At 68.1% G+C, this 22,893-nt stretch carries 26 protein-coding genes and 1 tRNA gene; 9 read left to right on the forward strand and 18 right to left on the reverse strand.

Annotated elements, in window-relative coordinates:
* Positions 1-2: 2 nt before the first annotated feature.
* Complete coding sequence (locus HNR61_RS36175) at positions 3-749, reverse strand: hypothetical protein (RefSeq protein WP_182847637.1); 747 nt, start codon at positions 747-749, stop codon at positions 3-5.
* Between the two features lie 355 nt (positions 750-1,104).
* Here HNR61_RS36175 and HNR61_RS36180 point away from each other — a divergent pair, with 355 nt between their 5' ends.
* Positions 1,105-1,587 (forward strand): CarD family transcriptional regulator, encoded by a 483-nt coding sequence (locus HNR61_RS36180; protein WP_067816896.1) that lies wholly within the window; start codon positions 1,105-1,107, stop codon positions 1,585-1,587.
* A 23-nt stretch (positions 1,588-1,610) separates the two neighbouring features.
* Positions 1,611-2,081, forward strand: coding sequence for a 2-C-methyl-D-erythritol 2,4-cyclodiphosphate synthase (gene ispF / locus HNR61_RS36185; RefSeq protein WP_067816898.1), 471 nt, complete (start codon positions 1,611-1,613; stop codon positions 2,079-2,081).
* Between the two features lie 17 nt (positions 2,082-2,098).
* Here the strand turns inward: ispF and HNR61_RS36190 are convergent, their stop codons facing one another.
* The gene (locus HNR61_RS36190; RefSeq protein ID WP_182847638.1) at positions 2,099-3,019 is read right to left on the reverse strand and encodes a DUF2637 domain-containing protein; all 921 of its coding nucleotides are present in this window, start codon (positions 3,017-3,019) and stop codon (positions 2,099-2,101) included.
* Positions 3,020-3,240: 221 nt separating this feature from the next.
* Here HNR61_RS36190 and HNR61_RS36195 point away from each other — a divergent pair, with 221 nt between their 5' ends.
* The 6 genes from HNR61_RS36195 to HNR61_RS36220 all read left to right on the forward strand — a co-directional run bounded on the left by HNR61_RS36195 (position 3,241) and on the right by HNR61_RS36220 (position 7,641).
* On the forward strand, positions 3,241-4,011 hold the full coding sequence (locus HNR61_RS36195; protein ID WP_182847639.1) for a DUF6585 family protein: 771 nt from the start codon (positions 3,241-3,243) through the stop codon (positions 4,009-4,011).
* Between the two features lie 35 nt (positions 4,012-4,046).
* A complete protein-coding gene (locus tag HNR61_RS36200; RefSeq protein ID WP_182847640.1) occupies positions 4,047-4,433 on the forward strand; it encodes a PPOX class F420-dependent oxidoreductase in 387 nt (128 codons plus the stop codon).
* 37 nt (positions 4,434-4,470) lie between these two features.
* A complete protein-coding gene (gene cysS, locus HNR61_RS36205) occupies positions 4,471-5,865 on the forward strand; it encodes a cysteine--tRNA ligase (RefSeq protein ID WP_182847641.1) in 1,395 nt (464 codons plus the stop codon).
* 71 nt (positions 5,866-5,936) lie between these two features.
* A complete protein-coding gene (locus HNR61_RS36210; protein WP_182847642.1) occupies positions 5,937-6,506 on the forward strand; it encodes a Clp protease N-terminal domain-containing protein in 570 nt (189 codons plus the stop codon).
* A gap of 86 nt (positions 6,507-6,592) precedes the next feature.
* A complete protein-coding gene (rlmB, locus tag HNR61_RS36215) occupies positions 6,593-7,510 on the forward strand; it encodes a 23S rRNA (guanosine(2251)-2'-O)-methyltransferase RlmB (RefSeq protein WP_182847643.1) in 918 nt (305 codons plus the stop codon).
* Positions 7,511-7,568: 58 nt separating this feature from the next.
* Positions 7,569-7,641: transfer RNA gene (locus HNR61_RS36220), tRNA-Thr, on the forward strand.
* An 80-nt stretch (positions 7,642-7,721) separates the two neighbouring features.
* Here the strand turns inward: HNR61_RS36220 and HNR61_RS36225 are convergent.
* The 15 genes from HNR61_RS36225 to HNR61_RS36295 form a co-directional block, all read right to left on the reverse strand.
* Positions 7,722-9,032, reverse strand: a complete 1,311-nt coding sequence (locus tag HNR61_RS36225) for a site-specific integrase (RefSeq protein WP_182847644.1) — start codon at positions 9,030-9,032, stop codon at positions 7,722-7,724.
* On the reverse strand, positions 9,032-9,217 hold the full coding sequence (locus HNR61_RS36230; protein WP_182847645.1) for a helix-turn-helix domain-containing protein: 186 nt from the start codon (positions 9,215-9,217) through the stop codon (positions 9,032-9,034). Before HNR61_RS36230 ends, HNR61_RS36225 begins: the two co-directional genes overlap by 1 nt.
* Complete coding sequence (locus tag HNR61_RS36235; protein ID WP_182847705.1) at positions 9,214-10,569, reverse strand: replication initiator; 1,356 nt, start codon at positions 10,567-10,569, stop codon at positions 9,214-9,216. Before HNR61_RS36235 ends, HNR61_RS36230 begins: the two co-directional genes overlap by 4 nt.
* Positions 10,570-10,711: 142 nt before the next feature.
* The gene (locus tag HNR61_RS36240; protein ID WP_157419849.1) at positions 10,712-10,867 is read right to left on the reverse strand and encodes a hypothetical protein; all 156 of its coding nucleotides are present in this window, start codon (positions 10,865-10,867) and stop codon (positions 10,712-10,714) included.
* A 13-nt stretch (positions 10,868-10,880) separates the two neighbouring features.
* Positions 10,881-11,165: a hypothetical protein gene (locus tag HNR61_RS36245; protein WP_182847646.1), complete on the reverse strand. Its 285-nt coding sequence runs from the start codon at positions 11,163-11,165 to the stop codon at positions 10,881-10,883.
* Positions 11,165-11,557, reverse strand: coding sequence for a hypothetical protein (locus HNR61_RS36250; RefSeq protein WP_182847647.1), 393 nt, complete (start codon positions 11,555-11,557; stop codon positions 11,165-11,167). The genes HNR61_RS36245 and HNR61_RS36250 overlap by 1 nt, the downstream gene beginning before the upstream one ends.
* Positions 11,558-11,575: 18 nt before the next feature.
* A complete protein-coding gene (locus HNR61_RS36255) occupies positions 11,576-12,364 on the reverse strand; it encodes a DUF2637 domain-containing protein (RefSeq protein ID WP_182847648.1) in 789 nt (262 codons plus the stop codon).
* On the reverse strand, positions 12,361-12,552 hold the full coding sequence (locus HNR61_RS36260; protein WP_182847649.1) for a hypothetical protein: 192 nt from the start codon (positions 12,550-12,552) through the stop codon (positions 12,361-12,363). The genes HNR61_RS36255 and HNR61_RS36260 overlap by 4 nt, the downstream gene beginning before the upstream one ends.
* A 199-nt stretch (positions 12,553-12,751) precedes the next feature.
* Positions 12,752-14,104 carry an FtsK/SpoIIIE domain-containing protein gene (locus tag HNR61_RS36265; protein ID WP_182847650.1) on the reverse strand — a complete coding sequence of 451 codons (1,353 nt, stop codon included), beginning with the start codon at positions 14,102-14,104 and terminating at the stop codon, positions 12,752-12,754.
* Positions 14,105-14,115: 11 nt separating this feature from the next.
* Positions 14,116-14,478, reverse strand: a complete 363-nt coding sequence (locus tag HNR61_RS36270; protein WP_182847651.1) for an SCO3933 family regulatory protein — start codon at positions 14,476-14,478, stop codon at positions 14,116-14,118.
* 131 nt (positions 14,479-14,609) lie between these two features.
* On the reverse strand, positions 14,610-15,434 hold the full coding sequence (locus HNR61_RS36275; RefSeq protein WP_182847652.1) for a protein phosphatase 2C domain-containing protein: 825 nt from the start codon (positions 15,432-15,434) through the stop codon (positions 14,610-14,612).
* Positions 15,435-15,446: 12 nt separating this feature from the next.
* A complete protein-coding gene (locus HNR61_RS36280) occupies positions 15,447-16,289 on the reverse strand; it encodes a sigma-70 RNA polymerase sigma factor region 4 domain-containing protein (protein WP_182847653.1) in 843 nt (280 codons plus the stop codon).
* A gap of 394 nt (positions 16,290-16,683) precedes the next feature.
* On the reverse strand, positions 16,684-17,079 hold the full coding sequence (locus HNR61_RS36285; protein ID WP_246444598.1) for an ATP-binding protein: 396 nt from the start codon (positions 17,077-17,079) through the stop codon (positions 16,684-16,686).
* A gap of 78 nt (positions 17,080-17,157) precedes the next feature.
* The gene (locus HNR61_RS36290) at positions 17,158-17,967 is read right to left on the reverse strand and encodes a Scr1 family TA system antitoxin-like transcriptional regulator (RefSeq protein WP_182847654.1); all 810 of its coding nucleotides are present in this window, start codon (positions 17,965-17,967) and stop codon (positions 17,158-17,160) included.
* Between the two features lie 217 nt (positions 17,968-18,184).
* Positions 18,185-20,653, reverse strand: coding sequence for an nSTAND3 domain-containing NTPase (locus tag HNR61_RS36295; protein ID WP_182847655.1), 2,469 nt, complete (start codon positions 20,651-20,653; stop codon positions 18,185-18,187).
* 724 nt (positions 20,654-21,377) lie between these two features.
* Here HNR61_RS36295 and HNR61_RS36300 point away from each other — a divergent pair.
* A complete protein-coding gene (locus HNR61_RS36300; protein WP_182847656.1) occupies positions 21,378-21,920 on the forward strand; it encodes a hypothetical protein in 543 nt (180 codons plus the stop codon).
* 120 nt (positions 21,921-22,040) lie between these two features.
* On the opposite strand, the gene HNR61_RS36305 is transcribed toward HNR61_RS36300, so the two are convergent.
* Positions 22,041-22,880, reverse strand: coding sequence for a phenylalanine 4-monooxygenase (locus HNR61_RS36305; protein ID WP_182847657.1), 840 nt, complete (start codon positions 22,878-22,880; stop codon positions 22,041-22,043).
* Between the last annotated feature and the right edge of the window lie 13 nt (positions 22,881-22,893).

Raw genomic sequence — 22,893 nt, forward strand, 5'->3', positions numbered from 1 at the left:
GGTCAGCTCTCCGTCAGCTTCTTGATCTTTGCCTGGAGCTCGGGGGTCGGGCGGGCGTCGCGGACGATGTCGGTGACCGTTCCGACCGTGTCCACCAGCACCAGGGTCACGCCGGTGGGACGGCCGGGCGCGTAGGCGCCGGCCAGCAGCCCCCGGTCGTCGCGGACGCGCTGCATGGATCCGGCGTGCACCTCCCGTCCGAGCGTCTGGAGCTCCCGGGACATCCGCTCGCCGGTGACCCCGCCGTAGGGGTGGCCGACCAGCCAGAAGTTGAGCTGGAACGGCTGGGTCCGCGCGGCCAGGTCGGCGATGGTGCGGGCGCACCCGCAGCCCGGCGCGGCGATCCCGATCACACCGGGGTGGATCGCCTCGCGCGCGGAGACCTCGGTGGGGCGTCCCTCCACGACCGTGACCCTGCCCTCCGGCAGCGGCCCGCCGACCTCGCCGGGCTTGCCGGTGGGGTGCGGGTTCAGCAACGCCGCCGTCGGCCGGGGCATGGGCCGGGGCCCGAACGTCGTCAGCAGCACCCCGCTGACCAGCGCGACCAGCAGCGCTCCCGCGATGATCGGGATCGCCACCCCGAACCGGGTGACCGGGCCGAACACCCGGCGCAGCCGGGCCCGCCGCCGGTCGCGGCGCCGCTCGCGGTGGTAGGCGAGCACGTCGCGGTGGAGATCGCGGGGGTCGTCGGGCACCACGATGTCGACATGGGGGAGCCCGTAGTCGTCGGGGTCGCCGTCTGGCCTCACGCCGCACCTCACCGTCCCTGCGACCGGTCCGCGCCCGTTCCGCGTCTGTTCCGCGCCCGTCCTCTGCCCGTTCCGTGCCCTCCCGGGCGCTTCGTACCCGCGCGGTCCGGCATGTTCACCTTCCAGTATGGGCCGCCCGCGGGCTGCGGTCAGGGGGTCGGCGGGAAGCGCCGGCCACCCCCTTAACGATCATTGTGCGATCTTCATATCCTGCTGAAACGAGTCCCAGACGCACCATTAATCGCCTTTGTCAAGACCCCAATTAGGGGGTTGACCTGCGCATATGTCGTGAACGCCGGTGCGGTCACCGGCGAGCCCGTGCTATCCTGGGTGTAGCGGAAGGGGTACTTGTCACATGACTTTCCAGGTCGGCGACACCGTCGTCTACCCCCACCATGGGGCTGCTCGGATCGAGGCCATCGAGACTCGCACCATCAAGGGTGAGGAAAGGACCTATCTGGTCCTGAAGGTCGACAAGGGCGACCTGACTGTTCGCGTTCCGGTCGAGAACGTCGAGGACGTGGGTGTTCGCGACGTCGTCGGCCAGGAGGGCCTGGACAAGGTGTTCGAGGTGCTGCGCGCACCCTACACCGAGGAGCCGACCAACTGGTCGCGGCGCTACAAGGCCAATCTGGAGAAGCTCGCCTCCGGTGACGTCAACAAGGTCGCCGAGGTCGTCCGGGACCTGTGGCGGCGCGACAAGGAGCGCGGCCTGTCGGCGGGCGAGAAGCGCATGCTCGCCAAGGCGCGCCAGATCCTGGTGAGCGAGCTCGCCCTGGCCGAGAAGACCAACGAGGACAAGGCCGAGGCCCTCCTCGACGAGGTCCTGGCCGGCTGAGCTTGCGCGCACGGCTTCCACGGGTGGGCGTCGGAACCGACGTCCACCCGTTCGCTTCCACCGACCGTCCCCTCTGGTGCGCGGGCCTGGAGTGGCCCGGCGAGGGGCCGGGGCTGGAGGGCCACTCCGACGGCGACGTGGCCGCCCACGCGGCCTGCGACGCCCTCCTGTCGGCCTGTGGCCTGGGCGACCTGGGCGCGGTCTTCGGCACCGCCGACCCGCGCTGGTCGGGCGCGTCGGGCGTCACGCTGCTGCGCGAGGTGGCCCGCCTGGTCGACGAGGCCGGTTACGAGATCGGCAACGTCGCCGTCCAGGTGATCGGCAACCGCCCGAAGATCAGCAAGCGGCGCGCCGAGGCCGAGAAGACCCTGTCGGAGGCCCTGGGCGGCGCGACCGTCACGGTCTCCGGCACCACGACCGACGGCCTCGGCCTGACCGGCCGGGGCGAGGGCCTGGCCGCGATCGCCAACGCCCTGGTCGTCGCCCGCGCCTGAGCGCGCCGGCCGCCCGGTCAGTCGCCGGGCGGCGTCGGGGAGCTGCGCAGCGACTCCGACGGCGGGTTCCAGTCCCAGATCGGCAGATCGTCCGCGGTGTCGCCGGCACCGCGGCGGTGACGGCCGCGCCCGCCGTGGTCGGCGTCGCCCCCGTCGGGATCCTCGGCACGGTCCACCGCCGGAACGTCGTCATCGTCGTCGTCCGCCGGCGTCGCCGGCGGCGGCGGCACCAGGTCCGGCCGCGTCGCGCTCGTCACGGGGACGAGTTCGTCGGTGTCGTCGTCGGCGTTGTGATCGGCGTCATGGTCGGCGGAGGTCTCCGGGGCCTCGGGGGCGTCCGGGGCGTGGCCGTCGCGGACGAGTTCCACGTCCGTGGGCAGCGACGCGGGGGGCGGTGACGCGGGCGGCCTCTCCGGCTCGGCGCGCTCGACGATCCGCACATGGGCCCCCTCGACCGGGGTGGGGCGGATCCGGCCCGACGGGCGCGGCAGCCGCAGATGCCTGATCATGGTGAGCCAGAGCCAGACCGCCAGCACCAGCGCCGCGTGCGGCGCGACCGCCACGCCCGCCCGCAGCCGGTCCTGCGGCAGCGACGCGAACCCCCACACCGCGTGCTGCACGCTGAGCGCCGCGCCGCCCGCGAACAGCGCCACCAGCACCAGCCACCGCAGCGCCCGCGACCACCACGGGGCGTGCCGCGCCACCAGCAGCGCCAGCACCACGACCACCAGCAGCACGTCCGCCATGACCGGGTAGACGGGGGCCCAGCGTTCCCCGACCCGGCCCGCCACGGCCAGGTCGCGCAACGCGTCGTAGGTCACCGCGAACGAGCCGGCCGCCACCACGGCGACGGCCGTCCCGGTGACGGCGGTGAGGACCCGGCGCTGCGCCGGGGTGTGCCGGGAGCCCTCCTGCGGGCTCGACGGGTCAGGGGACATCGCGCACTCGTCTCGGGGGGAAGGCGGCTACGGGACGTTACGGAAGGGAGCGTAACCACCTTGCCCGCGGATTACTCCTGTCGCCCGCACGGTCGTGCGTTATGGACCGATACGTCCCGTCGGAACGGTCGTCGTCCCGCAGACCGGCGTCCCGGATCGGTCAGCCGAGGCTGTCCTCTTTCGGGGATTTTCGACCGTGTCGCGCGGGTAGGCGGTTGTTCGTGCCTACTCCGCGCAGCCTTCCCGGCCGGGCGGTCGGGCCGCGGCTCGGCACCCTGGTGCGGGAGTTCGACGCCCGGCCCGCCCGCCGCCGCGCGCTGGCGTGGCTGACCCTGCTCGGCCTGGCCGGGATCGCGCTGGTCCCGGCCGCCGCGGTGTACCTGACCTCCGGGCGGCCGCTGCTGGGCGTTCCGGCGGCGCTGCTGGCGGCCGGCTACCTGGGCGCGGTCGCCTGGATCCTGGCGCGCGGCGCGCTGCGGGGCCGCGACACCGTCGTGCGCCTGCACGAGGGCGGCCTGACCGTGACCGGATCCGGTCTGCGCGGCGCGTACCTGTGGGACGAGCTGACCGAGGTGACCGTCTCGGGCGTGCGCCGCTCCCACCGCGCCCGCACCCGCTGGCGCTGCGTCCTCACCGCCGTCGACGGGCGGACGCTGACGCTCGGTGACGGCCTGCCGGACGTCGGCGACCTCGCCGGGACGGTCGTCGCGGAGGTCGCGCGCCGCCTCGTCCCCCGCGTGCTGGGCGTGGTCGGGTCGGGCGGGACCGTGCGGTTCGGCCCGTTCGCGGTCGGCCCGGACGGGGTGGCCAAGGACGGGCGGCGGCTGCCCTGGCCCGCCGTCCGCGAGGTGGTGGTCGGCAACGGCCTGGTCGTCGTCCGCTCCCACGACGGCACCGGCGACCTGGTCGCGATGGCCGGGGAGACCCCCAACGCCGTCGTGCTCGCCGAGGTCTGCCACCGCCGCGCCCGGTCGCCCCGCCGCATGGGATGATCTCCCCGACGGCCACGACGACCAGGGGGACGACCATGGCGGACGCGCTGAACGACAAGGCCCGCGAGCTGTTCGACGGCACCAACTTCGTCACGCTCTCGACGATCGAGCCCGACGGCCACCCGCAGTCCAGCGTGGTGTGGGCCAGGACGGACGGCGACGACGTCGTGTTCTCCACGGTCAAGGGCCGCCGCAAGCACGGCAACCTCACCCGCGACCCGCGCGTGACGCTGTGCGTGTTCGACCAGGAGAACCCCTACGCCTACGCCGAGGTCCGGGGCACCGCCACGATCGTCGACGACCCCGAGGGCGCGCTGATCCAGGAGCTGTCGCACAAGTACACCGGGCAGCCCTGGAAGGAGCACGGCCCGGCCGAACGCGTGATCGTGCGGGTCTCGCCGGTCAAGGTCTACACGCGTTAGAACGCGCGTCCCGGCGCGGATCCAATAACCTGAACCCGTGAGCCTGCGCCTTTACGACACCAGCACCCGTACCGTCCGCACGTTCGAGCCCCTGGAAGAGGGCCGCGTGGGGATGTACGTGTGTGGTGCGACGCCGCAGGCCGCCCCGCACATCGGCCACCTCCGCTCCGGCGTCATCTACGACGTGCTGCTGAGGTGGCTGCGGCGGTCGGGATACGGAGTCACGTTCGTCCGCAACGTCACCGACATCGACGACAAGATCATCAACGTGGCCGCCGAGACCGGCGCGCCGTGGTTCGCCGTCGCCGAGGGCAACCTGCGGGTCTTCACCCGCGGCTACGACACCCTGGGCTGCCTGCCGCCGACCATCGAGCCGCGCGCCACCGGGCACGTCCCGGAGATGATCGTGCTGATGCGGCGGCTGATCGAACGCGGCCACGCCTACGCGGCCGGCGGCGACGTCTACTTCGACGTCCCGTCCTGGGCCGAGCGCTACGGCGCGCTGTCCAACCAGAAGATCGAGAACATGCGCGACCCGAAGGACGTGCCGAACTCCGACTGCAAGCGCAGCCCGCTCGACTTCGCGCTGTGGAAGGGCGTCAAGCCCGGCGAGCCCTCCTGGGAGACCCCGTGGGGCGACGGCCGTCCCGGCTGGCACCTGGAGTGCTCGGCGATGGCCACCAAGTACCTGGGGTCGACGTTCGACATCCACGGCGGCGGCATGGACCTGATCTTCCCGCACCACGAGAACGAGATCGCCCAGTCGCAGGCGGCCGGGGACGGCTTCGCCCGGTACTGGATGCACAACGGGCTGCTCACGGTGGACGGCGAGAAGATGAGCAAGTCCGTCGGCAACGTCGTGCTGCTGACCGACCTGCTCGACCGCGCCCGCCCCGCCGAGGTCCGCTACTACCTGGCGTCGGCGCACTACCGGTCGCTGATGGACTACACCGACGCGGCGCTCGCCGAGGCGGTGACCGCCTACCAGCGGATCGAGGGCTTCGTGACCCGCGCCGCCGAGGTCGTCGGGGCCGGGACGCCCGGCGAGCCGCCGGCGGCGTTCGTCCAGGCGATGAACGACGACCTCGGCGTCCCGCAGGCGCTGGCCGTCGTGCACGAGACCGTCCGGGAGGGCAACAGCGCCCTGGCGTCCGACGACAAGGACGCCGTCGCCCGGCACCTGGCGGCGGTGCGCGCCATGACCGACGCGCTCGGCCTGGACCCGCTGTCGCCGCAGTGGGCCGGGGCGGGCGAGGACGACCTCAAGCCGGTCGTGGACGCCCTGGTCCGGGTGGCCCTGGAGCAGCGGCAGGCCGCCCGCGCCCGCAAGGACTACGCCGCCGCCGACGCCATCCGCGACGGCCTGACCGCCGCCGGGATCGTCGTGGAGGACACCCCGCACGGCCCCCGCTGGGAGCTCAAGCGAGGCTGACTGGCCGGGTGGGGGATCGGCGCGTACGGTCGAGGGACCGGCCCACGTCGATCCCCACGAGGTGGTCACCAGTGTTCGAGCGGTTCACCGACCGTGCCCGGCAGGTCATCGTGGCGGCCCAGGAGGAGTCCCGGCTGCTGGCCCACGCCCACATCGGCACCGAGCACCTCCTGCTCGGGCTCTGGCGCGACCCGGACCCCGCGTTCGCCGAGGCCCTGCGTCCCGCCGAGGTCGATCTGCCGACCCTCCGCGCGAGGGTCGAGGAGCTCGTCGGCCGGGGCGAGGCGGCGGCGCCCGACCACGTCCCGTTCACGCCGCGCGCCAAACACGTCCTGGAGCTCAGCCTCCGCGAGGCCAAGGCGCTGCGCCACGACTCCATCGACTCCGGGCACATCATGCTCGGCCTGCTGCGCGAGGCCAACGGCGTGGCCGCGCGGATCCTCGGCGGGCTCGGCGCGGACCTGCCGTCGGTGCGGGACCGGATCATCCTCGCCCTGGGCGGCGGCCGGCCCACGGCGTTCCGGCAGCCGTTCCGGACCCGCGACACCGACCGGCGCCTCACCGCGATCGAGGAACGCCTCGCCTCCGTCGAGTCCCTGCTCCACGAGGTCCTCAAACGCCTGGAGTCTCCGCGTCAGTGACGTCGCACTCCCCGGCGCCCCATAAAATCGGATGTTTGGGGGCCGTCCGCAACGGGGGCGAGCCGCAACCGTCGCGAAGGACGAACATGGCCAAACGCAAGGGCAAGGGACCCACTCCCAAGGCCGAGGACCGGCACTGGCACGGCAAGCGCCAGAAGGCGCGTGCCGCCAAGAACGCGCGCCGCACCGGCACGACCACCGCGGGGCCCGCCGCCCGCCAGGTCAAGGACGACAAGCCGGTCCGTTCGGGCCGTCCCGCCGGCGCCCGCCGCGCCAACGGCGAGGTCCCCGAGCTGGTCACCGGCCGCAATCCGGTCGTCGAGGCCCTGCGCGCCAAGGTCCCCGGCACCGCCCTCTACGTGAGCGAGGGCCGCGACGACCGCGTCCGCGAGGCCATCCAGATCGCCACCGACCGGGGCATCCCGCTGCTGGAGGCGGGCAAGCCCGAGCTGGACCGCCTCACCGACGGCGCGGTCCACCAGGGCATCGCGCTCCAGGTGAAGCCCTACCGCTACGCCCACCCCGACGACCTGACGCGCGGCACGGCCCCCCTGATCGTCGTGCTGGACGGCATCACCGACCCGCGCAACCTGGGCGCGATCGTGCGTTCCGCCTCGGCGTTCGGCGCGGCCGGCGTGGTCATCCCCGAACGCCGCGCGGCGGGCGTCACCGCCGGCGCGTGGAAGACGTCCGCGGGCACCCTGGCGAGCCTCCCGGTGGCCCAGACCACGAACCTGTCCCGCCAGCTGAAGGCGTACCAGAAGGCGGGCTTCTTCGTGGTGGGCCTGGCCGCCGACGGCACGGCGACGGTCGCCGACGTCGAGGTGGCCACGGGCCCGATCGTGCTGGTGGTGGGCTCGGAGGGCAAGGGCCTGGGCCGCCTGGTCTCGGAGACCTGCGACCTGCTGGTCAACATCCCGATGCCGGGCCACGCCGAGTCCCTGAACGCCGGGGTGGCGGCGGGCATCGCCCTCTACGAGATCTCCCGCCTCCGCACCTCCTGACCGACCCGATTCCGAGAAGCGCCGACCCCCCGTCGTCGACTACCATGCCTTCGGGCCCGCCGGCGTAGCTCAATTGGCAGAGCACTTGTCTTGTAAACAAGGGGTTAGGGGTTCAAGTCCCCTCGCCGGCTCTCCAGCACAGAGCCCCCTTCCGATCAAGGAAGGGGGCTCTTTTGGTCCTCGTACAGCAGCGAAGTACAGCTACAGCGGCTTATCCGTCCTGCTCAGCGGACCACCCGAGGTGCTCGCCGAGCTGCTTGAGCGCCGCCCGCGTGCTCTCGGACGGCACCTCGGTGTAGACCTCCATCGTGATGCTGATCTTGCTGTGCCGGAGGATCTGCATGGCCACGCGCGGGTGAACGTCCAGCGCCGCCAGGAGCTTGCCGCACGTGTGCCGGGTGTCGTGGACCCGGATCACCTTGACGCCCGCAGCGACGCACCGCGAGGCGAAGGCACGGTTGACGTTGCGCGGCTCCACCGGACGACCGGTGCGCGTCGTGAAGACGAAACCGCCCTCGTCCCACTCCTTCCCGGCTGCTTCCCTGGCGGCCTTCTGCTGTTCCTGACGGACACGCAGCGCCGTCGCGCACAGGCCGGGCAGCGGCAGAACATCGGTCGAACCATCGGTCTTGGTCCGCTCCTTGTGGATCAGAACGCCCCGAACCCGCTGGAGCTGCCAACCAATGGCCAATTCCTCCCGGTCGAAATCGACCTCATCCCAGAGAAGCCCGAACACCTCGCCTTTGCGCATTCCCATCACGAGGATGAGGACCCACGCGGCATACAGCGGATCATTGACCTCCCGCGTGTATTCAAGAAAACGGCGAGCCTCCTCCACGGTCCAGGTCGACGCCTTCCGGCCCCGCTTCCGCGTGGCCGGGACCTTGGCGAGGCCCGCGACGTTGCGGGAGATGATCTCCTCGGACATCGCGTTGTTGAGCGCGTTCCGCAGTGTGTTGCGCGCCAGCCTGATGGTCTGGCGGCTGGGGAAGTCCTCGCAGCACTGGCCCAGGGCGCAGCAGCGTTGCCGTCTGCGCGGGTCCTTGTGTTCCTTGGGACGCTTCGCGTCCTTGCCCTGCGCGCAGCACTGGCAGGTACTGGGGATCTTGTTGAGCCAGGTCTGAACGTCCCGCACGTTGAGCTTGTCGAGCCGCTTCCTGCCCAGACCCGGGATGATGTAGAGCCGGGACATGGTCTCGTAGTTGTCGTAGGTGGCCGGTTCGCGGTTGGGCTTGACCACGTCCCGCAGCCAGTACGTCAGGTATTCGGCGACGGCCGGCACCTTCGTGGGGATGGGGCGCGTCTTGGCTTCCGCGAGGAGCTTGACGTACTTGTCGTGGACCTCTTCACGGGTCTTGCCGTAGACCCACCGGCGCTTTCTCTCCCCGGCGGGAGTGGTGACCCAGATGTAGGCCGCGTAGCGACCCCGGTAGGGGAAGATCGACCCTTCACCGTTGGCACGGCTCCGGCGGCGAGGCTTGCCCTTCTGCGCGGCCTCCTCCGGTTCTTCCGTCTTGGTCATCAGGCGGCCTCTTCCATGTCCATGAACTCTGCGAGGCAGGCGGCGAGCGCTTCGGCGGGAACGAGACGGCGGCGGCCGATCCTGATCGTGCGGAGCTGGTTGGAGCGGATGAGGTTGTAGATCGTCCAGCGGCTCACGCGGAGGCGTTCGGCGGCTTCGTCGACGGTCAGGACGAGGTCGTTCATGCGGTGTCCCTTCGGTCGGTAACCAGCTCTGGGAGAGGCGTTCCGGTGAGGGCAGCGGTCAGGAGGGCGTCGCCGGGTGAGAGGCCGTGTCCGGCGTAGCGCCAGTGCGCGACGACGAGGACCTGGTCGTCGTCCTCGAAGGGCAGGCGGCCGGTGGTGATCTCGCGTTGTTGCTGGTTGTGGGCCATGCGCGCTTGGCGGAGTGCGCCCAGGGTGGTGGAGTAGCGGCGCGACTTGGTGGAGAAGTGGCCCCGGAAGCCGAGCATGTGTGCCCACTCGGCCAGCCGCAGATCAGCCAGCTCCTCTAGGCCGCCCAGACGCAAGCATTCGGCGATGAGCCGTCGAGCGTGGGTGGTGACCGGGAGGGCATCCAGGTTGTCGGAGGGGTGGATGCGCCGGTCCAGGGTGCCGACGCATTCGGCGGCTTTGGTGGCGTACTTGGCGATGTAGCCCGCTACCGCCTGGTCGGTGAGATCCCCGCTGCTGGTGATCGGGCGGATGTCGATCTGTGTGCCCCAGGTCAAGGCGCGGGCGGGGACGCCGGGTGCGGCCGGGGTGGGGACGGTGACGGCGCGGGCGGCGTGGTCGACGGCGTGGGCCAGGTGCTCGAAGGTGGCCCACGGCGGCGGGGTGGAGGTGGGTCCGTGGGGTCCGTCCAGGCGGACGACGGCGTGGAAGTGGACCACGCCGCGCCGTTGGTATTCGGCGACCTTGGCGAACGAGACCGTCAGCACCTCGCGCAGCTCGGTCAGGGTGAGTCCAGCGGTTTTGGCGATGCGTCGCCGCAGCGCCATGGTGAAGCGCCGCCACAGCTCCGGCGCCAGAGCGTTGAACAGCACCGAGCCGGTGTAGTCGTAGCAGTCGCCGCACAACGGCTGCCCCAATGCCGGGTCGTCGGCGGCGTGCCGGGTAGTGCACGACAGCGGCCGTCCGTGCGGGCAGGTTCCGGCGTTGCGGCGCGGGTGACAGGGCATCACCGCGCCGCTCTTCTCCCGTCGCGTGTGGACCGGGCCGAACGAGGGTGCGGTGAGGGTGACGAACGCGGCCGGGTGGGTGGTGACCGTCTGGGGGACGCCTTTGCCGCCGACCAGTCCGGCGCGCACGAGTTGATAGGTGTCGGCGCGGTAGGTCTCGGCGCAGGCGGGGCAGCGCGAGGCGCGGCGGGTCTTGCAGGCCACCCGCAGCACACCGCCGGGTTCGGCGTGGGTGCTGTAGCGGTGCAGCAGCGCACCAGTCAGAGCGTCGATGTGGTCGATGTGGCCCCGTAGCCGGATCGGCTGGAGGCAGCCGCCCAGGGCGCGGGTGCGGGCGGCCCAGCGGGCGAAGTCGGCTCCGTTGAGGCGGGTGGCCATCTGCCGGACGGCGGCCGGGTTGTGCAGGGAGGCGATGGGAGCAGGGGACACGGGCGGCAGAACTCCTGTCGATTGGTGGGCGGGGTGGCCCTGACGCGGCGCGGGGAAGCCGCGCCAGGGCGGGAGCAGGCCGGGGCGGGGGTCAAAAGGCGGAGACGAAGCGGCTCAGGCCGTCGGCGATGGTCATCAGCAGGCCGAAGGTGGCTTTGACCGTTCGGGCGGCTCCGTTGGGGTCGCGCAGGGCGAAGAACAGGAGCGTGGCCGCCAGGGCGTAGTAGCCGAGTTTGCGCAGCAGCATCAGGGACCTCGTTTCAGCAGAAGCCCGCGCCCAGGCAGGCAGGGCAGGTGTTGGCGAGGGAGTCCAGGCCGGTGCCGCCGCAGTGGCAGCACGTGTAGCGCTGCACCGGCGGGATCAGCGGGCGGGGCAGCCGGACGGCAGCCCGGGTGGCGAGTTCGTAGAGGGTGATCTCTTCGCAGCCGCAGGAGTTGCAGGCGGCCCCGGTCAGGTCGGCCGGAAGGGCGAGCCAGTCCGAGGCGCGGGAGTGGCCGCAGGACCGGCACCGGTACCAGAACCGGGGCGCGGGCTTGCCGGTCATCAGGCGGCCCGCCCCGGCTCGTTCCGGCCGTTGGCGTGGAAGTGGTCGGCGTAGCTCATGAGCGCCTCGTGCTCTTCCATGCGCCGGGCGGGGATGTGGCTGATCTGGTAGACGATCCGACCGAAACGGCGGAACGCCTGGTAATGGCCGCCGGGAGTGGTGCAGGGCTCGACGTCCAGGAGGGCGGCCACGCGGTCGACCTCGGCGCGCTGGTGGGCGTCGGTCTCGGCGTTCTGGCTGACTCCCTGAGCGACTCGGAGCGTCCAGCCGTACTCGCAGACGGGTACCTCGGGGTTGGCCTCCAGGAAGTCGGCCAGGGCACGGAGGCCGGTGATGGTCTGGTGGCGGGCGAACAGGTCGCCGGAGACGATCGGGGAGTTCTGCTCGGGCATGGCGGTCTCCTCGTTGGGTCAGGCGGGGACGTGGTCGCGGACTTGGCGCAGCAGCTCGGAGGCGAGCTGGTTGGACACCCCGAGACGAGCCCGAAGGGCGTCGCGGGTGATGGGGCGTCCGTGGGTGGCCTGGTGTTCGGCAGCGACACGGCGGGCGAAGGCCACCAGCGGAGCCGCCGGTTCCGGTGATCGGCCCTCGGCAGCGGGGCCGTTCTGGTCGGGGACGGGCAAGGCGGTTTGCTCGCTGACCTCGGGAGCGGCGGGGGCGGCAGCCGTCAGCCCAGGACGAGGACCGTCCTGAATCTCGTGAGACGGGGACGCTGTCGAGGATGGCGAGGACGGTCGGGACGAGGCCGAGGGGCGGCCGAAGGACGGCGGCGGGGCCATCTCGCCGGAGGCGGGCGAGGCCGGTTCGGCAGGACGGACGGCCGCCGCGCGGCGTTCGAGCATGGAGACCGCGACCAGGAACGCCGCCGCCGGGGTGCCGGCCACGATCCAGCCCCAGACGGAGGGTTCGGCTTGGGCGAGGTTGGCCGCCAGGGAGAGCAGGATGCCGCCGGCCAGCACCAGCGTCGGCCAGGAGGGACCGGAGGAGTGGCGGCCGGTGTGCTTGTCGCGTTGGCGTTCGCGGGCGGCCATGACGCAGGTCAGGTCGATGCACACCGCCACGGCCCAGGCCATCCAGCCGTGCTGTCCGTGGTCGATGGCGGTGTCGCGGATGTGGGTGAAGGACCCGGCGGCCGCGATGACCGCCAGGACCAGCACCGGGGCGACATCGACCAGCCCGCCCCACAGGCGCCGACTCACGCCGCCGCCCGCACGCTCAGCGAGGCCAGCAGCGCCACCAGTTCGGCATCACACCGGTGCGCGGCGGCCCAGGTGTCGGCCTGGTCGAAGGTGGTGGCGGTGAAGGTGTCCACGCAACGCGAGCAGCGGGCGAGGTAGAGGGCTCGGACGGCGTCCCAGTCGATACGCACCGAGCCGAGGACGGCCATGGCCGACGATCGGGACGAGGACGGCGACCGGCGGGACGAGGACGACAACGAGGACGAAACGGATGCGGAGCCGGAGACGGAAGGGGGGCGAAGGGCGATCACTCGGACGGTCACGATGCCTCCAGAGCCGGTTTCGGGCATGGGTCGGGTAGGGACGTGGCGCGATCAGGGCTCACGCCGGGCGGGTGGAGAAGGAAGATCAGGCGGCGGCCGAGCAGCCGGGACCGGTGGTGAGGGAGGAGCCGGTCAGGTCGTTCCAGTCGGGGGTCAGGTGCGCGTGGTCGCGGGCGGCGGTCTCAGCGGCTTCCTCGGAGACATAGACCGAGCGAGCGCGGTGCCAGGAGCCGTCTTGACCGGCGACGATGCAGACGCCGGGGGTTTCGGCGGGGATGGCGCGGGCGGCGTCCAGGGCGGCCGGGTCCATGTCGCCAAGGGTCATGTTGGCGGTTTCGGGGTCGTTGACGCGGTGGCAGACGCGCCCGGAGAGCTGCGCCCGCAGCGCGGTGACGCCGGGACCGAGGTCCGAGCCGATGCGCTGGCCGCACACCACCAAATGGACGGCGAACGCGCGGCCCAGTTGGGCGACCCGCAACAGTGCGGTTCCGGTACGAGCGACCTCATCCTTCTCGGACTTGTCGGCCATCAGGAACAGCTCGGCCACCTCGTCGATCAGGACGACGATCGGGACCGGGCGCAGCTCTTCAGGCAGACGCCACACGTTGCGTGCGCCGTGGGAGCGGCACTGTTCCATGCGGTCTTCCAGCTCGGCCACCAGGTCATCCAGCAGGGCGCGGCACTGCGTGCGGGTGGTGGCCAGCGCTGACAGGCGAGGGGCGTACGGGGTGAACTCCACCCCACCCTTGAGGTCGAACCCAACCAAGGCGACCGGTTGCGGGGCCAGGGCCTTGATGATGGCGTTGGCTAGGTTGGATTTGCCCGACTGTGTGGCTCCGGCGTTCAGCCAGTGCGGCACGACCCGGAAGTCGATGATCCAGTCTTGGCCGTTCTCCAGCTTGCCCGGACGCACCTTCAGCAGCTCCTCGGTTTCCGGCGTCACCTCCACCACCGTCAGTGGGTCACGCATGGTGGCCCACAGGGTGACGTGACCAGGCGTGACGTCGACTACCCGCACCGAGTGCACCCGCCAGGCGTGCGCGATGCGTTCGGCCGCCTTCTCGTAGTCGGCGGGAGCCTGCCCACCGCTCAGCCGCAGCCGTACCCGCCAGCCCAGCCGGGTCGGCCGCGGCAGCCCCAGCCGCGGAGCCTTCTCGACGCCCACGCGGCGAAGCTGGCGTTTGTACTGCACGACCGTTGCGGCGTTGCGGGCGGCCGGACCGACGACCGGCAGGGCGTCCAGGGTGTACCGCCAGCGCTGCCGGGTGCGGGTCAGGCCGCAGCCGGAGGCGACGTGACTCCAGGTCAGGTAGACCAGCGCCACCCGGGCGGGGAAGGCGACGCCGTACCAGAACGAGTCCGGGTGCCAGCGCCGCCAGGCCCACAGCCCGACCGCGAGGCCGACCAGGGCGCCCAGGAAGACATAGAAGTCCGTCATGACCGTTCTCCTCAGGCCGCATCCGTGGAAGTGCCAGCGGGCGGAACGGCCGCCAGGGTGGCCACCACGATGTCGTCGGCGCGGTAGGCGATGCCCCAGCGCAGCCGACCGTTCATCTGCCGCTCCCAGGGCATCGCGACCAGGCCGACCACGCGCACGACCTGTCCGAGGGTGATGCCGGGGTCCTTGGACAACGCCACACTCAGCAGGTCGATCCGGCCCATCTGGTCGGCGGCCGACAGGCCCACCGTGAACACGGCGTTGCCGTCACGGTCCACCTTGACCTCTCCGGTCTCCTGGCTGACCAGCTTGGGACGGGGCGGAGCGACGCACACGAAGGTCAGGCCGGTGACGTCGACGGGGATGTTGCGCATGAGTCCTCCAACTCGTTGTCCACCCCTCTAGACACCGGGCGGATTCGTTCACTTGGCTTGTCTAGGGGGGTGGACAGTAAGGTATGGCCTAACGGAGCGACTGTCTAGGGGGGTCTACAAAATTGCCAGGCTCACTCGTGAGGCCGCCAGTAGACGACGCTGGCATCGTCCGACGCCTTGCCTCGTGGCCAGCGCGAGCCGTCCGGGTCGCTGGCTTCGACCTCGCGCGTTCGGGCGATCAGCTCCCTGGGACCTTCCTTGCGCAGCGCGGCCAGGAGCTCATGCCACGTCGCCAGTCCGAAGCGGTCGGTAAGCCGACTCGCCCCATCGCTGAGAAGCGCGACAGCTCCCAGACCTTCCAGCGGAACGGAGCCCGTGAGCGCCTGCCCGGCCGCCTCAGGCTTGGTGCTGGCGACCCAGAAGCCGCCCGGTTGATTGCGGTACAAGGCGAGCTTCTGTACACGGCTGAGCAGCCCGGCGGCATGCTCATCCGTCCCGAGCGGTGGCCGTTCATCCGGATCGTCCAGCTTGGCGATCACACGACCCAGCCGGTCATCGGTGACGACCAAGGGCTCATCGTCCGCCTGGTCGAGCACCAGCACCGAGTCGGACAGCACCAGGTACTCTAGATGATCACCAGCCACCCGCGCCATGACCACCGTGGCAGACGGGGACCCGGGATGCGCGAGGTCGCAAACGTCCTGATGAAGGGCGTTGACCCGCTCAATGGCCACGGCCAAGGCTTCGGGAAGGGAAGCCCCCGTGTTCACGGCCTCTGCGAGCAGCAGACCGCCCAGGGACCGGGCATACCAGGAGACCGAGTGCGAGCACCCCGACTCCAGGCCGGCAGGAGCGCCCGCCCCATCAACGACTAGCAGGACACCAGATGCCGCCGCCGCGAAGTCCTCGTTGTCCCGTGCAGGGTTTCCCGGTTCGGTAGCGATCAGCACGCGCATCCATGTCTCCCGTCAGGCCGCCTCGTCGTGTCGGTAGACCGGAGTCAGAAGCTCGGTACGCAGCGGCTCATGGGTCCTCGGGTCGTACTCGGTGCCGACGATCGCCGAGAAACGGCTGTCTGCCACCTTGCCCCACAGGCTGCTGATGTCGCTGGTCAGGAAGTGCACGACACCTAGCGAACCCTCGGGATGGATACCGGCGATGGCGAGGATGCTGCCGTTGCCGTCCGGACGGGGAAGCCGCCCCAGGTACCCGATGTCATACGGGCGTTGCGGCTCCTCCTCCTGTCCCGAACGGAACTCCTTGCCGGTCTGCTTGTCTCGCAGGAGCCAGCCGACATCGTCGCGCTCCCACTCCAAGACCGGGTCCTTCTCGTACGCTTCCCGCATCGCAGGGGACATGCGGGGACCGCAGATCACCAGCAGTCCCGGACGGTTGAGGTCGATCTCACCGTTGAGGCCCACGTGGTCGTACCCGACCGACAGATCGAAGGTCCGCGCGAGGTCTTCCAGCCGCTTGCCGGTGGTGAGGTCGTCCAGGGCAACGTACGTCCGGTCGCTAGCCGGGTCGGGCCGCAACGGGGTCACGACGGTCACCGCGCCGTTCCCCAGGAACGCGCCCTCAGGAGCCGGTCCCGTGTGCCGGATCTGATGGATCCGCCCGCGGCTCAGCCCGGCGGCCTGGGCGATCTGCGCGTACGACATGCCTTGCGCATGAAGGTCTTGGATCAGCCGCCGTCGCAGGCGAGCCAGCTCGGTGACCTCCTGCTGAGCCTCCGCCAGGCGTGTGGTCGCCGCGCGCAGGAGTTCGTACGGGTCATCGATCTGCGCGATGCGCTCGAACTCGCCTGGCATGCCATCCCCTCCGGTCTCTGCCTGCGAGTCTAGGACTCTAGACAAAACGGCGGGAAGCTCCATGCCGGTCGAAGAGCTCACAGCACGCAGCCGCCGACGACGCCGGGGCATGGGAGGCCCGCTCAACGCCGACCGGATTCCTTCCTGCGCCAAGGCCGGGGGAACTCGACGCCTTCCTTGGTCAGCTCTTCGGAGTACAGCGCGGCGTAAAGATCGGGATGGATGAGCGCCAGTCGGCTCAGAGCCCGCCCCCGGGCACGCCGACGAGCGAGGTTCGTGGGACCGCGCATGTACTTGTTGACCGCTTCCTGGCAGGCCTCACACGCGGCCTCGCCGCGCCGTCGGTGCGCGTTGTAACCGGCCCGGGTTCCACACCGGGCAGGCGCCCTGACCATCAGAGCGCCTCCGCCAGCTCAGCCCAGACGCGCAGGCCCATCCGGACCGGCTCGCACCCCCACGCTTTGGAGACGTGCTGGACGATGTGCAGCCCGCGCCCATCCTGCGCGAACTCATCGGCAGACTCGTCGGCAACCCGGGGACGACCCCGAGACCCCATGTCGACCACGCTCACCCGAACGCAGTCCTGCGCAACGTTCAGCTCCAGGACGAAAGAGCCGCCGACCTCGCCGCTCTCGGTGTGCTCCACCGCGTTCGTGGCGAGTTCGCTCACCACCAGTTCCGCAGTTTCGGCCAAGAGGTTGTCGCCGAGGAGCGCTCGCGTGAGTCGGCGAGCCTCACCAACCGACCCGGGTCCGCCCGGGAAGAGCCGGGACCAGCGCGTCATCTGCATCACCACCGCGCGTCTAGGGGGCTAAACACCCCGAGGGAGACGCAGCGTATGACAGATCTAGGGGGCTATTCAATACGTTCAGTGAATAGCCTTCAAGGTGCGTCGCACGTCCGCTGCCGCCTGCTCCACCAGCCCCCGCGCGGACTCCCCGAACACCGCAGCCCGCTCAACCTGCGTGAAGACCTCTGCGTACGCCCGCACCTCACGCTCGTCGGTCAGGCCGATCTCACGAGTGAACGTCTCTACCGTGACCGCAGCCTCATCCACCAGCGTGAACCCATGCAGAGCCACATGCCCCAGCCCCACCCCACGGAGCTGCACATCAGGCACCACGCCCAACCGCACATGCGGCAACCCCGCTACCTCCGCCACCCGCGCAAACTGCTCCTCCATGCACTCGCCCGACCCAGGCCAAGTGCGCAAGACCCCTTCCGCCAGCACCACAACCACCTCACGCCCAGGCTCATGCAGCACCGACCTCCACTCAGCCACCGCACCCAGCCCAGCCGCAGCCGCATACCCATCCGTCCGCAGCAAGCGCGGCATCACCGCCGACTCCCACACCCGCACCCGCCGAGCACCCCGGACCAACTCCACCCCAGCACCAGGCCGAAACAGAACCCCCGCATCCAGCCGCCGAGGAGCAGTCTGCGCATACGCCTCCTGCACCAACGACTCCAGCCGCTCAGCCTCAGCAGCCCCGACCCCCAGCACCTCGAACAGTCGCAGCACGACAACCGGATCAGAGACCCGCCGCCCCATCTCCACACGAGACACCGTCGGCTGTGGCACCCCCACCAACCGAGCCAGCCCACTGCCAGACAGCCCAGCCGCAGTCCGCAGCCGCCGCAGCTCCCGCCCGACCTCCACCAGCCACTCATCACCCATAACCGAGCGTTCTACCAGCCCCAGGCACCAGCGACCCGACTCGTGACCAACCTCAGTGACAGCAGAGACAACCGAGCCGGATGAGAACTTTCTCTACGTCTTCAAGGGCGACGCTCCGCGCCGCCGGCCGGTCCGGCCGGTCCGGGCATGCGGCCTCTCCGGGCCGACCCACCCCGGCCAACCGGCCGCGCAGCAGGGCTTGTACAAGCAATCAATCTCAATCGGGAGATTCGGCATCGCCCTCCTTCGTCTTGCTTGATACGCCCGGAACCAAGATGCTCGCGGCTTTGCGAAGGGCGCTCAAAGAGAGGTCTCCGACAACAACGTGTTTGGGAGCCGGTTCCTGCCTGGGTGTCGGCAAATTCTGAAATGAAGGCGGTTGAATCGCTCTCATTCGAGCCTCAATTCTCGTCCGCAGCTCCGAAAGATCCTCAATTATATCAAGTCCAATCATAGAAGCGGCTTCGTCAAAGTCATTTATGAAGTACCGCAGATCGATTTCAGACCAGAAACATACCTGCTCGCTCGGCGAATAATTCCTTGCGGCATTGCGAAGTTTATCGCCAAGTAGCATTGATTCATTGGGGCGTCCAATCAGATTTAGGTAACGTATTGCTGCTATGAAATCACTCCCCTCTTTGAGGTGGCGAAAAAGGAGTGGCTCGGCTGATTCGATGAGATTACCAATAGCATCAACCCAAGTGAGTGGAGCCTTTCTTTGTAGTGTCTCGAAAACTTTCACGAGACGCACAGGGTCATTGGTGGAGTAATCTAGGTTGGACTTGCATGCGTCTGCAAGGCGATGAGCAAGATCGCTGTCGTCGGCTAGGTCAAGAGCTTCGACTACGGCCAAGACTATCTCTAGGCGATCGACCATATACACATGCGTTTTCATCCATCGTTTGGGAGTATTCCCAAACGATGGATGGTTAGAGTAGTGGCCCACGCCAAGCGTTCTAACTACAGCATCCCGTATTGCCGTTTGCAACCTCTCATGCTCCTCCTCGTTTATCGACCAAAGGCGAGTGTGGCCGACAATTTCTCTTTCGTAGTCCTCAAGCCAGTCCTCTATATCAAAGCTGCCAGAGTCTGTCTCGCGAGGTGGCAATCGACCGGCAATTAGACGAAAGATAATTTCAACCTGTTCAAACAGGACGGCGTGATCCAGAATCCTTAGTACCGTTTCAAGCTCCATCGCCAATCGATATGACACATAGCTTGAGATTGAAGCATTAGCAAAATTCGAGGCTGTCTGGCCTTTGCGATCAGTGTAAGTGGAAATAAAATCACCATCGAGAATACGAATCTCCGCCCGCCATTGTGTTTCTGTAGGAGAGAACGTAGAGCTACAGGCCCAACTTGCAGTCAGCACTATAAGGTCTTCAACGACCACAGAAGATGGCATCGTTACCAAAGTCTGAAGTAGATAACGCTGAGCATCTGTTAGATGATCGTCGTAGATCGTGCGCCAGAGTTCAGATGGATCATCCAATGCTTCGACAAATCCAATGATAAAATCTCGAATACTTTGAGCTTCCATTTTCGCGGGCAGCATCCGAGCACAAGCCTCCATGTATAGGCGCATCAGCCGTGGATTAAAATCGCGATGCCCGATAATGGGAAGCCAATCATCGACTGAAGTTGGCTGGTCGAGTATGAATCGGTATGGCGAGTGGTAGATGCGTCGATAGGCCATCTCGGCTCGCTCATATGCATCAAGTTCAGTCGCGTCGATTAGTAGTCTACTTATATCGAAACGGCTCTGCAGCAGACGTGGATGACTTTGCCGAGCTGCAGCAAGCACGTACTCTCGAGTTGTCAGTACAACCTTAAGATTTTGATCTTCTGAAGCTGTTTCAAGTAGTGCCAACAGACGAGCATCCTCGTTCTTTCCGTCTAGGAATGCAGTATGAAGCGAAGCCCCCAAGAAGTCGTCATAGTAGACAACTTGCTTGGCATGGGGGTCGCGCAACCTTTCGGCGTCATCGATTCTGTCGCTCGCAACAATTAGCTCCCATCCTTTTTCGATTAGATCTGCAATCAAAAGATGTGCCGTACTTGTTTTCCCTACGCCAGGAGGGCCTGCAATTATGACACTTCCCTCTTCTTTTAGAATTTGTTCGGCAGCATGAAAATGTCGAGTCTTAACAAGAAGCGGAGCCTCTCTGGAAATGCTTTCGATCACATGTCGCTTTAGGCCGAGTTCTCTCTTGTTAAGTGCCGAGGTTAGGGTTATCGTGTCACTGATCCAGAGTCGAAAGTGGCGACGCTCTACTTGTTCGTGACGCGCAAGGAGGGCCTCTAGGTCCTCTCGACCGAAAATATCGCGAGGATGCAGCGGTGGATTGAATAGCGAAGCAATAGCCTCCTTTCCGGCCAGGGTCATCTTTGCTGTCGTTACGACTAGGTACCGAGTGACCGAATTTCTATTGTTGCGGTTGGCCTCCTTTTTGAAAGCAGTCTTTAGTCGCGAAATGGAGGCATTGGGATAGTGTTTCACCTGTCCGATAATTGAATCGGTTGGCTCGAGGTTCAGGGGTGGCCCGGAAGGGCCAAATACGCGTAGGTCAACACCTCGATCGGGTCCTCTTCGAAATGTTTCAACATGTACGCCCCACTCTGCGCTGAGGAGATCTCTCACAAGGACCTCGACATCGATATCAGAAAGGGCTTCCCAGTTAGCCACACGTCTAGTATCACAGAGAACGTCACGACTCTGTAGACCCTTGGTGGACTCTGCTGGAGATTTCGCTGGTTGACCACAAGTTTCAACGCGGGACCGCTGACATGATGGAACGATCCATTAATTTGGATCACCGCCTTGCCTCCTGCTGCTGAGGATCTCGTGATGCTAACGCTCTTGCTAACAAGGCCCCTGGACGGCCTCGGACGATTGCGCATGTAGAAGTCGTCTGAGCGCAGGTTAGAGGGCAGACTCGGGTGCGTATGGATGCCTCTGGCCTAACTACGGATCAGATGCTCAGCGCAGATCACGACAACCGTCGGTGTAGTTGAGTGTCTTCTGGGGACAGAGCGATCGGCTGACGCGCCGCTTCCGGTGCTCGCTTCGCTGCGCTCCGGGTCGGCTTGTCCTCGAATGACGTGGTTCTGTCCCAGGTCAGAGCGGTGGCTGTACAGCAGGGGAGTACAGCTACGGAGGCTTACGACTGCTGGCGGACGCAGGCAGTGGCACACGGAGTGAGCTGGGGCGGAGTGCTTCCGGTGGGTGGTGCCGGTTTCTTGTAAACAAGGGGTTAGGGGTTCAAGTCCCCTCGCCGGCTCTCCAGCACAGAGCCCCCTTCCGCTCGCGGAAGGGGGCTCTGGTGGTCTCTGGTTGGTTGTGTGCTTGACCTTCTTTCCTGGGCGCCAAAGAATCCGTTCTGGGTGTGGTGGCGGAAGGGGCGTTCGGTATGGGGTTCGTGGTCGAGCGGGAGCAGCGGACGATGCTCCTGCACCGGGTGAACTTCGTTGGACGTCCCTCGTCGGGTAACACGGTCACCTGGGATTACGAGGGCCGGTTCTGGCTCGTTGACAGGCCCGAGGACGGGAGTCCGGCGCATCGGCGTTCCGTTCGGTGCCCGGTGTGCGAGAAGACGTTGAACTTCACCGTGCACAGTGTCGAGGCCACCTCCGGCAGGCGGACCCGCCGGTGGGTCTGGGCCGCCTGCGGTCTCGCCGTCGCTGTGCTCACGCCGTTCGCCCTGCTGGTCACCGGTTTCGGCACCATTCAGTTCACCGTCGTGCTGGTGGTCGCCAACCTGGCGTTCCTGTTCGCGTACCTCTCCGCCTATATCGCCGCACGCGAGACGGGCTTCGCGGGGCACGGGGTGAGTTGGCCGATCATTCCCAAGCACGTGGCGGCCCTGCCCCAGCGCGACCCCCATACCGGCCGGATCGAGTACTCCCGGGAGCCCATTCCGTTCAAGCGGGAGCGACCTGCGGACACCATCTGAAGTGGGCTGTCCCGTGTTCTTACCGCTTCAGCCCCGAGACCTGGGCTGAGCCTGTTCGAAGAGTTCGGCGGCCAGGGTGCGGGTTTCTCCTTGTTGGGATTCGTGCCAGTTGGTGTGGGTTCATGCCGCGTGGGCTGTTTCGGGCAGGGTTTCGAGGTAGGCGGCCAGTGCGTCGGTCAGGTGGGTCAGGGAGCGGGCGCAGAACAGGAGCGGCTGGTAGCCCGAGATGTCGTAGTCGGTGCGTGCCATGGTGGGGACGTCCAGTTCGTGGATCTGGCGTCCGGGCCAGTCGAGCTCGCCGTACGAGGAGAGCAGCGCCGCGCCGAACGCCTTCGGGGCGCCGTTCTCGGCCAGCAGCCCGCATTCGAGGGTGAACCAGTACACGCGGCTGATCGCGTCCAGGGTCTCCGGGCCGTCCGCCCGGACGGCGGCGCGGCCGATCATCCGGTAGATCTCCGCGATGGCGGGGTGCGACAGGTGGATGCCGTGGCCGAGCACGTCGTGGATGACGTCCGGCTCGGGCGTGTACAGCGGAACGGCCGGATGCCGGACGAACTGCACCGCGTGGAAGTGGCCCCGTGCCATCGATCCGAGGAACCGCCTGGTGGGTACGACTCCTCCCGCCAGGGTGAAGCTGAACCCCGTCAGGCGTCGGAGTTCCGCTCCCACCTCCTCGTGCTGGGGGATCCGGTCGGCGGGGACCGGGGCCTGCTCGCGGGCTTCCAGGACCTCGCGGCACGCGTGGCGGCGGTGCGCCCGGGTCAGCGCGCGGTGGACCGTCCGCCAGGTGGCGTGCTCCTCCTCGGTGTACCGGACCGTGGGAGAGGGCTGCCCGACCTGGTGCCCGCGGGCGAGGGCCGCGAAGGCGCGTCGCCGCCGCAGGTAGCGGGGGTCGCTCATGCCGGGATGGCGGTCGGCCGGCCCCAGCCGACCATCGGGTGTGATCGGTGTGGCTCTCATGCCTCCTGGTCTA

The organism is Actinomadura kijaniata, from assembly GCF_014138665.1.
GTDB classification, from domain to species: domain Bacteria; phylum Actinomycetota; class Actinomycetes; order Streptosporangiales; family Streptosporangiaceae; genus Spirillospora; species Spirillospora kijaniata.

Excerpts from the sequence above, each read along its gene's own strand:
- HNR61_RS36180 (WP_067816896.1), top strand. The coding sequence starts at position 1,105 with ATGACTTTCCAGGTCGGCGACACCGTCGTCTACCCCCACCATGGGGCT.
- HNR61_RS36190 (WP_182847638.1), bottom strand. The coding sequence starts at position 3,019 with ATGTCCCCTGACCCGTCGAGCCCGCAGGAGGGCTCCCGGCACACCCCG.
- HNR61_RS36200 (WP_182847640.1), top strand. The coding sequence starts at position 4,047 with ATGGCGGACGCGCTGAACGACAAGGCCCGCGAGCTGTTCGACGGCACC.
- rlmB (WP_182847643.1), top strand. The coding sequence starts at position 6,593 with ATGGCCAAACGCAAGGGCAAGGGACCCACTCCCAAGGCCGAGGACCGG.
- HNR61_RS36225 (WP_182847644.1), bottom strand. The coding sequence starts at position 9,032 with ATGACCAAGACGGAAGAACCGGAGGAGGCCGCGCAGAAGGGCAAGCCT.
- HNR61_RS36230 (WP_182847645.1), bottom strand. The coding sequence starts at position 9,217 with ATGAACGACCTCGTCCTGACCGTCGACGAAGCCGCCGAACGCCTCCGC.
- HNR61_RS36235 (WP_182847705.1), bottom strand. The coding sequence starts at position 10,569 with ATGGCCACCCGCCTCAACGGAGCCGACTTCGCCCGCTGGGCCGCCCGC.
- HNR61_RS36240 (WP_157419849.1), bottom strand. The coding sequence starts at position 10,867 with ATGCTGCTGCGCAAACTCGGCTACTACGCCCTGGCGGCCACGCTCCTG.
- HNR61_RS36245 (WP_182847646.1), bottom strand. The coding sequence starts at position 11,165 with ATGACCGGCAAGCCCGCGCCCCGGTTCTGGTACCGGTGCCGGTCCTGC.
- HNR61_RS36250 (WP_182847647.1), bottom strand. The coding sequence starts at position 11,557 with ATGCCCGAGCAGAACTCCCCGATCGTCTCCGGCGACCTGTTCGCCCGC.
- HNR61_RS36260 (WP_182847649.1), bottom strand. The coding sequence starts at position 12,552 with ATGGCCGTCCTCGGCTCGGTGCGTATCGACTGGGACGCCGTCCGAGCC.
- HNR61_RS36265 (WP_182847650.1), bottom strand. The coding sequence starts at position 14,104 with ATGACGGACTTCTATGTCTTCCTGGGCGCCCTGGTCGGCCTCGCGGTC.
- HNR61_RS36270 (WP_182847651.1), bottom strand. The coding sequence starts at position 14,478 with ATGCGCAACATCCCCGTCGACGTCACCGGCCTGACCTTCGTGTGCGTC.
- HNR61_RS36275 (WP_182847652.1), bottom strand. The coding sequence starts at position 15,434 with ATGCGCGTGCTGATCGCTACCGAACCGGGAAACCCTGCACGGGACAAC.
- HNR61_RS36280 (WP_182847653.1), bottom strand. The coding sequence starts at position 16,289 with ATGCCAGGCGAGTTCGAGCGCATCGCGCAGATCGATGACCCGTACGAA.
- HNR61_RS36285 (WP_246444598.1), bottom strand. The coding sequence starts at position 17,079 with ATGCAGATGACGCGCTGGTCCCGGCTCTTCCCGGGCGGACCCGGGTCG.
- HNR61_RS36290 (WP_182847654.1), bottom strand. The coding sequence starts at position 17,967 with ATGGGTGATGAGTGGCTGGTGGAGGTCGGGCGGGAGCTGCGGCGGCTG.
- HNR61_RS36300 (WP_182847656.1), top strand. The coding sequence starts at position 21,378 with ATGGGGTTCGTGGTCGAGCGGGAGCAGCGGACGATGCTCCTGCACCGG.
- HNR61_RS36305 (WP_182847657.1), bottom strand. The coding sequence starts at position 22,880 with ATGAGAGCCACACCGATCACACCCGATGGTCGGCTGGGGCCGGCCGAC.